Origin of the sequence: Candidatus Ruminimicrobium bovinum (assembly GCF_902760015.1) — a bacterium.
GTDB lineage: Bacteria > Elusimicrobiota > Endomicrobiia > Endomicrobiales > Endomicrobiaceae > Ruminimicrobium > Ruminimicrobium bovinum.
Map to the genome: position 1 here is coordinate 1 of NZ_CACWEU010000202.1, position 7069 is coordinate 7069.

Here is a 7069-nt window from a genome sequence, read left to right on the forward strand (position 1 = left end):
AAAAACGGCAAAGGCAAATCAACATTACTTAAGTTGTTGGCGGAACAAATAAAACCTTTAGCCGGAAATATAAAAAAACATCCAGAACTTAAAACTTCTTACTTTGTTCAGTCCGATGTTGCGCAACTTAACCCTAACCACACAATTTATGAAGCAATGTTTTCATCGGCACAAAACTGCCTTCCTCAACAAGTTAGAAATATTTGCGGAGCAATGATGTTCGGCGGTGATGATGCAATGAAAAAAATATCCGTTTTATCTGGCGGTGAAAAAAGCAGAGTACTGCTCGGGAAAATATTACTGCAACCTTGCCATTTATTGCTTTTGGATGAACCGACAAACCATTTGGATTTGGAATCAACTCAAGCCCTGATGGCAGCAATAGACGAGTTTGATGGTTCGGTTATAATGGTTACACATAACGAAAATATTTTATACAACATCGCCGAAAAATTAATAATTTTTGACAGAGGAAAAGTTTCACTTTTTAACGGAACATACCAGGAATTTTTAAACGAAAAAGGTTGGGAAGATGAAACGGATGAATTGAAGGCAAAAACTGAAAAAAACAAAAAAACATCATTAACAAAAGATGATATAAAAAAATTAAGGGCTGTATTGATACAGGAAAAATCAAAAAAAGTAAAACCTTTGGAATTGAAAGTAAAAAGTATTGAAACCGAAATTGAAAACAAAGAAAACAAAATAAATGAAATTGAACAACTTTTAGTAAAAGCATGCCAGGAACAAAATTTTCAATATTTGGCACAGGCACCTAAGGAACAAAAACAGTTAAAACGGGAAGTTTCGGTTTTATACGAAAATTTGGTTGAATTAACTCAACAACTTGAAAAAGAAAATTTGTATTATCAAAAAAAAGCTGAACAGCTGAAAAACTTATAAACCGATTAATGACATAATTCTGCCATCTGTTTTTTCTTTTCTGTAAGAAAAAAATTGTTCACTGTTGTGGTAAGTGCAGTAAGGGCTGACAACAACACTTTTTACACCTAAAACATTTAATTGTTTTTTTGCCTGCTGTGCCAGTGATAAATAACTATTATTACTATTATTTACATTAAATACATTTAATACTTCTTCCCCTACCTGATAACAACACTGTTTTATATGCGGACCTATATAAATATCAATATTGTTTGCTTCTATATTAAAATTATTTTTAAAACTTAATACGGCATTATTTAAAATACCTGCCGCAAGTCCGCGCCAACCGGCATGAATTAAAGCAACTGCTTTTTTATTTTTATCTGCCATAAAAACAGGCATACAATCCGCCGTAAAAATACAAAGATAAATATTTTTATCATCCGTTATAAGTCCGTCACAATTAGGAATAAAAGAATTTGCATCCGCCGAAGATACTTTTTGAACGGATGTTCCGTGAATTTGTGAAGCAAAAACTATTTTGGAAGGATTTATATTATTATTGATACAAAATTTCTCTCTAAAATAAAAATCTTTCATATTACCACATTGTTTAGTTGTGGTAATATGAAAGTATTTAAAATTCTTTTCTTGAACAAACATTCAATATTAGAACATAAACTTAACATCCAAACCTACGGTATTATCCGTATAATCTGCTGCTACGTTTGAATGTTTCGTTTTATATTTATACCAAAGCCCTCCGATTAAGCATTCCATAAATTTGTAATTAATTGAAGGTTTTACGGCATAAAAATCATCAACTCTGAAATCATCAACGATTCTGTTAGGATAGTTCATATTTTCATAAGATAACAATAAAGAAACATCTAATTTTTGAGTTAATTTCTGTGTAGCAAGTAAATTTACTAAAGTAGAAACATAATATCTGTTATTAACAAAAGTTGTTTCTTCGTAAGCCCTTCTACCCATTAAAGAGAAAGAATTTGTTTGAAGAGGTTTGTATGTTAAAGAAACCATATAACCTAACAAATGAGCTTTGTCCGTATTATCTTTCTTGTAATCTCTGTAATCATAAGAAATTTTTGCAACTCCGGTAATTTTTTCGGTTATATTTCCTTCAACACCAAGTGCTACACTGTTCTGATTTGAATCATTATAAGTATTTGTTTCATAATGAATTGTAGATACAACATCTTCTACAAATATTGAAGTTCTTGGAGATATGTTATAGAAAATTTGAGCACCGATATTGAATCTGTTTCTGTTCAAACCGGATTTATCGTTTCTCATATATCTGTCATAAACATCACTTGCAACCAACCCTACGGAGAATGTTTTTTCTCTTGAAGTTCTAATGCTTAAAGCAACATCATTGTTTATACGATCACTTCTGTCGGTAAGTTCATTGTTTACCTGTTCGGAAGTATATATGAATTTTTCGGAAAATCTAAAATACTGATTTTCTATAAAAGCTTTAGCACCTGCATTGAAATAATTATTTTTGCTTGCATTTTCACTATATGCATTGTACCCTACATTTGCACCTAAACCAACCTTTAAACTTGAATTAGGAATTTGAGAAAGATAGTCTGCAAACAAGTGAGTGCTGCTTATGAAAGAACTTTTCTTATCATTTTCGGTTAAATAAATATTATCGTCATATTTTACCGATTCCGAAATAGCAAATTTAAAAGGACCTTCAGCAAAAGCAGTGGCCGTAAAAAAGCATACAAAAAGTAAAGCTGTTAATTTTTTCATTTTATCAATTCCTCTCCTTAACTATCTTCTCGGTGCTGAAGGACTTAAATCAGCATCCTGAATTCTTTGAATATAATCTGTTTTATTTATTTCATCATTTACATCTTCGGATTCCATAACATATATTCTGTCATCGGAAGCATCATCAACATATTTTTCGGCAGGCATATCCAACTTTGTTTCCGCTCCGCCCGATGTTGCAATGGCAACATTATTTTGTTCATCTGTTATTTCAACAGAACCTTCATTAACTTTAACATTACCGTCTGTTGTAACAGAAAAATCGTTATTTTCAAAATTTGTACTTAAAGTATATGAATTTAATTTTACGGGCTTATCAAATTTACCTTTAAAAGTAACCATATCACTTTCACAATCCATTATAAAATTACTGCCTCTTGGTATAACTATGTTAAAATTAGAATATTTAACAACAGTTTTTTTCTTTGCAGCAATTTTTAAAATACTTCCGTCCGGATACTTTTTTGTTTTACCGCCGATTTCTACATTAACTGCGGCATTTGCAAAAGCTGCAAAAAACAAAAATGCAACACAACAAACCAACATTTTTTTCATTTTTAATACTCCTATCTGTATTTTTTTATTTAACAATAAAACAAAAAGTAGCAAGAATAAAACCTTGCACACTCTTTATCACGACAACACGACCGTTTTATTTACAACTTTCGCAATATTGTATTAAAAAAAAAATATAATGTCAATAGTCAACTATAAAAAATGCAAGCGATTTTTTAGGTTATTGGGTGATAAGGTTAAGAGCTGAGAACGGCAATGTATAATGTACAATGCAAAATGTATAATTAACGGCAACATTGAGTGTAAAAAAGAAAAATCTAAAAAAAAACAAACCGTATAACAATTCAAATTAATGTAACAGCTGTTCCGTGACAAGTGCCGCATATTCAACAAGTTCAACACACGGTCTTTTTTTAAAAAACTCGGCATTTCTTTCTGTCGGAATATAATCCGCATCCGTTTTAGGTTTTGATATTCCCAATAATTCTTTACAAATTATCGAACCGTTTTCTTCGCTAAATTTTTTTGCGGCTTCTCTTATTAAATTATAATGTTGTTTTTTTAAAGTTACATCATCACTGACGGAATATCCGTATTTTAAACCCAATACCATAAACATTGCACTGACTGCTCCGCAAACTTCTCTCATTCCTCCCATACCGCCGCCGAACGAAGAAGCTAACTTTAAACCTGTTTCCAAATTTATGCCGAAATCTTGGCAAAAAGCACAAAAAACCGCCTGACAACAATTATATCCCTGCTTAAACAAATTTACCGCATTTTCCGATTTAGTCATTTTTACTCCTTAAAAATTTGCTCCGCAAATTTTAGTTTAGAGCTAAGTGCTTATAGTTTAACAGCATCGACAAGCTACAATCTTAAAAATATTTTTCTTTTTGATAGTGTCTCAGGAACCGTCTATGAACGAAATATTTTTCAGGTAAGAATTTTTTACTTTAATTCTTAGGGCGACCATGTTCGTGGTGTTTTCCGTTACATTAGGTTATTAGGAAAACACAGTTGGAGCCCGTGCCTAAAAAATACGAGTGAATGGTTCCTGCACAGAAAAAAGAGAAAATATTTTTAAAGAACAAACGACAAGCTACAAACCACAAGCTAAAAATTGTGAAACATTTTTTACATTAAAAAAAGCTCTTTACAAAATTTTGTAAAGAGCTTTTTGACATATAACAAATATTATCTCTTAGAGAATTGGAATTTTTTTCTTGCTTTCGGTCTTCCCGGTTTCTTTCTCTCAACCATTCTCGGATCTCTTGTTAATAAACCTTCTTTTCTTAAGGCATCTTTCAAAGTAGGGTCTAATTCCAAAAGAGTTCTTGCCAAACTGTGGCTTACAGCCCCTGCCTGCCCGGTAATACCGCCGCCGTAAACATTAACATAATAGTCATATTTTTTCATATTCGGGCAAACTTCAAAAGGTTTCAATGCTATTTTTTTATGTCTTTCAAGCCCTGAAAAATATTCATCAACAGTTTTATCGTTTATTAAAACTTTACCTGTTCCGTCCGATGTTCTTACTCTTGCAACAGAATCTTTTCTTCTACCGGCAGCTACATAACCTACATTACTCATATTTATATCTCCTAATACTATTTTTCTACTTTAGCAACTTGTGCATTGTGTATATGTTGTTCATCCTTAAAAAGTTTCAATCTTTTCATTTGTTTGTCTGCCAATTTATTTTTAGGCAACATACCTTTTATTGCCAAACGAAATGCTTTTTCAGGATTTTTTGCCATCAATTCGGAATACGGGGTCAATTTCCAACCGCCCGGGTAACCGGAATATGAAAAAGCTGTTTTTTGTTCAAGTTTTTTACCTGTTAAAATTACTTTTGAAAGGTTTGTTACAACAACAAAATCGCCGCAATCAACATAAGGAGCATATATAACTTTTCTTTTTCCCGTTAAAAGATAAGCAACTCTAACGGCTAATCTGCCTAAAACCTGATCTTTAGCATCTATAACATGCCATTTTCTTTTTATTTCTTCCGTTTTAGGAAGATAACTTTTACCATTTTTCATCTCTAAAAACCACCTTATTATATTAAACTAAGTAAACTCAGCCAGTTATTGTATCTTTTTTTTAAATCAAAGTCAACAAAAATTTGCTCAGTAAATTTTACAACAAAAACATTCAGCTTTTCAGCTTATCACCTTTTCAGCAAAAAACCGCAAAGCGATTTTTATCGGTAATTTACAAATTGTAACGGCAAAGAAAATTTGGCATTTTTTAAAAATGCTATTACCGCTTGAAGTTCATCTTTTTTAACGGATGTAACTTTGATTTTTGAACCTTCAATTTGTGTATTAACTTTAAATTTTTCATTTTTTATCATTTTTGTCAATTCTTTTGCTTTATCACTCGGCAAACCGCTGACAAGTTCTATAACCTGACGAACGGTTCCTTCAAAAGCTTGCTCTTTTGCTTTAAATTCCATGGATTTTAAAGGAACTCCTCTTTTTGCAAATTTCCCTTCAACAATATCTATCAATGCTTTTAATTTAAAGTCGTCGTCACCTATAAGAGTTATTTTTTTATCCGTTTTATTGTAGTCTATGGAAGATTTTGAACCTTTAAAATCATATCTTTGAGCCAATTCTTTCTGTGCCTGGTTTATGGCATTGTCCACTTCCATAAAATTTACTTCCGAAACAATATCAAACGAAAAATTATTAGCCACTTTTCCCTCCTAAATTTGCTTCGCAAATTTTAAGCTGATAGCTGCATTGTCGGAGGTGATATCTGATAAGTTTTTTGTCGTTGCCGTTAAACTCATAACACTATAACCCCATAACCTTATAACCTGTTTTTATAACTTTTCAGCATTTCAGCCCTTCAGCTCTTCAGCTTTTCAGCCGACAAATTGCACAGCAATTTGTTTATATTTTTTCTAAGCTTATTCTTGAAAGCTCCGTATCTACTTTTAAAACTTTTACTTTTATTGTTTCACCTACCGATACCACTTCATAAGGGTTTGAAACAAACCTGTCACTTAATTTCGATATATGAACAAGCCCGTCCTGGTGAACACCGATATCAACAAAAGCGCCGAAATTGGTTACATTTGTTACCGTTCCTTCCAAAACCATATCTTCTTTCAAATCTTCTATAGAATTTATTTCCGAACTGAATTCGGTAAAAGAAAAATCTTTTCTGGGGTCGACACCCGGTTTTTTAAGCTCGCAAATTATATCGTTTAATGTCAACATTCCTATGGTATCGGAAACATAATCTTTTAAATTTATTTTTGAAATTGCCGATGTGTTACCTATAAGGTTTTCCGGTGTCATTGATAAATCCTGCGCCATTTTTTCAACTATCGGATAACTTTCCGGATGAATTGCGGAATTATCCAACGGGTTATCACCGCCGGCTATTCTTAAAAAACCGGCACATTGCGTAAAAGTTTTTTCACCGAACATTGAAACATTTAATAACTCACTTTTATTTTTAAAAGAACCGTTTTTTGCCCTGTATTGAACAATATTTTTTGCAGCAAGTTTTCCTATGCCGGCAACATAACTTAAAAGTTCCGCCGATGCGGAATTCAAATTTACACCTACATAATTTACACAGGATTCAACCGTAGCGTCAAGGTTTTTCTTTAATTGAACTTGGTTAACATCATGCTGATACTGACCGACACCGATTGATTTAGGGTCAATTTTTACAAGTTCGGCCAACGGATCCTGTAACCTTCTTGCAATACTTATTGCACCGCGAACCGTAACATCCAAATCCGGAAACTCACTTACGGCAAGCGGTGATGCAGAATATACCGAAGCACCCGCTTCGCTTACAACTATAACTTTTGCTTTTAAGTTGTTCTTTTTAAGAACGG

General features: G+C 32.5%; 9 protein-coding genes. 1 reads left to right on the forward strand and 8 read right to left on the reverse strand.

Features of this window, described 5'->3' with window-relative positions:
- A partial coding sequence (locus ACMUOV_RS06770) for an ATP-binding cassette domain-containing protein (RefSeq protein WP_413854343.1) occupies positions 1–903 on the forward strand: 903 nt, incomplete at its 5' end.
- On the opposite strand, the gene pgeF is transcribed toward ACMUOV_RS06770, so the two are convergent.
- The 8 genes from pgeF to ACMUOV_RS06810 form a co-directional block, all read right to left on the reverse strand.
- Positions 898–1548, reverse strand: a complete 651-nt coding sequence (pgeF, locus tag ACMUOV_RS06775) for a peptidoglycan editing factor PgeF (RefSeq protein WP_413854344.1) — start codon at positions 1546–1548, stop codon at positions 898–900. The genes ACMUOV_RS06770 and pgeF overlap by 6 nt on opposite strands.
- Positions 1549–1554: 6 nt before the next feature.
- Positions 1555–2667: an outer membrane beta-barrel protein gene (locus tag ACMUOV_RS06780; protein ID WP_413854345.1), complete on the reverse strand. Its 1113-nt coding sequence runs from the start codon at positions 2665–2667 to the stop codon at positions 1555–1557.
- 21 nt (positions 2668–2688) lie between these two features.
- A complete protein-coding gene (locus ACMUOV_RS06785) occupies positions 2689–3243 on the reverse strand; it encodes a hypothetical protein (protein WP_413854346.1) in 555 nt (184 codons plus the stop codon).
- A gap of 310 nt (positions 3244–3553) precedes the next feature.
- A complete protein-coding gene (locus ACMUOV_RS06790) occupies positions 3554–4000 on the reverse strand; it encodes a C-GCAxxG-C-C family protein (RefSeq protein ID WP_413854347.1) in 447 nt (148 codons plus the stop codon).
- Between the two features lie 401 nt (positions 4001–4401).
- Entirely contained in the window at positions 4402–4797 is a 396-nt protein-coding gene (gene rpsI / locus ACMUOV_RS06795) for a 30S ribosomal protein S9 (RefSeq protein ID WP_413854348.1), read from the reverse strand.
- A gap of 17 nt (positions 4798–4814) precedes the next feature.
- Entirely contained in the window at positions 4815–5249 is a 435-nt protein-coding gene (gene rplM / locus ACMUOV_RS06800) for a 50S ribosomal protein L13 (protein WP_413854349.1), read from the reverse strand.
- A 161-nt stretch (positions 5250–5410) separates the two neighbouring features.
- On the reverse strand, positions 5411–5908 hold the full coding sequence (locus tag ACMUOV_RS06805; RefSeq protein ID WP_413854350.1) for a YajQ family cyclic di-GMP-binding protein: 498 nt from the start codon (positions 5906–5908) through the stop codon (positions 5411–5413).
- Positions 5909–6107: 199 nt separating this feature from the next.
- On the reverse strand, positions 6108–7069 hold a 962-nt coding region (locus ACMUOV_RS06810), incomplete at its 5' end, for a helix-hairpin-helix domain-containing protein (protein WP_413854351.1).

Bases quoted from the DNA above. Each gene is read 5' to 3' on its own strand.
- pgeF (WP_413854344.1), bottom strand. From the start codon at position 1,548: ATGTTTGTTCAAGAAAAGAATTTTAAATACTTTCATATTACCACAACT.
- ACMUOV_RS06780 (WP_413854345.1), bottom strand. From the start codon at position 2,667: ATGAAAAAATTAACAGCTTTACTTTTTGTATGCTTTTTTACGGCCACT.
- ACMUOV_RS06785 (WP_413854346.1), bottom strand. From the start codon at position 3,243: ATGAAAAAAATGTTGGTTTGTTGTGTTGCATTTTTGTTTTTTGCAGCT.
- ACMUOV_RS06790 (WP_413854347.1), bottom strand. From the start codon at position 4,000: ATGACTAAATCGGAAAATGCGGTAAATTTGTTTAAGCAGGGATATAAT.
- rpsI (WP_413854348.1), bottom strand. From the start codon at position 4,797: ATGAGTAATGTAGGTTATGTAGCTGCCGGTAGAAGAAAAGATTCTGTT.
- rplM (WP_413854349.1), bottom strand. From the start codon at position 5,249: ATGAAAAATGGTAAAAGTTATCTTCCTAAAACGGAAGAAATAAAAAGA.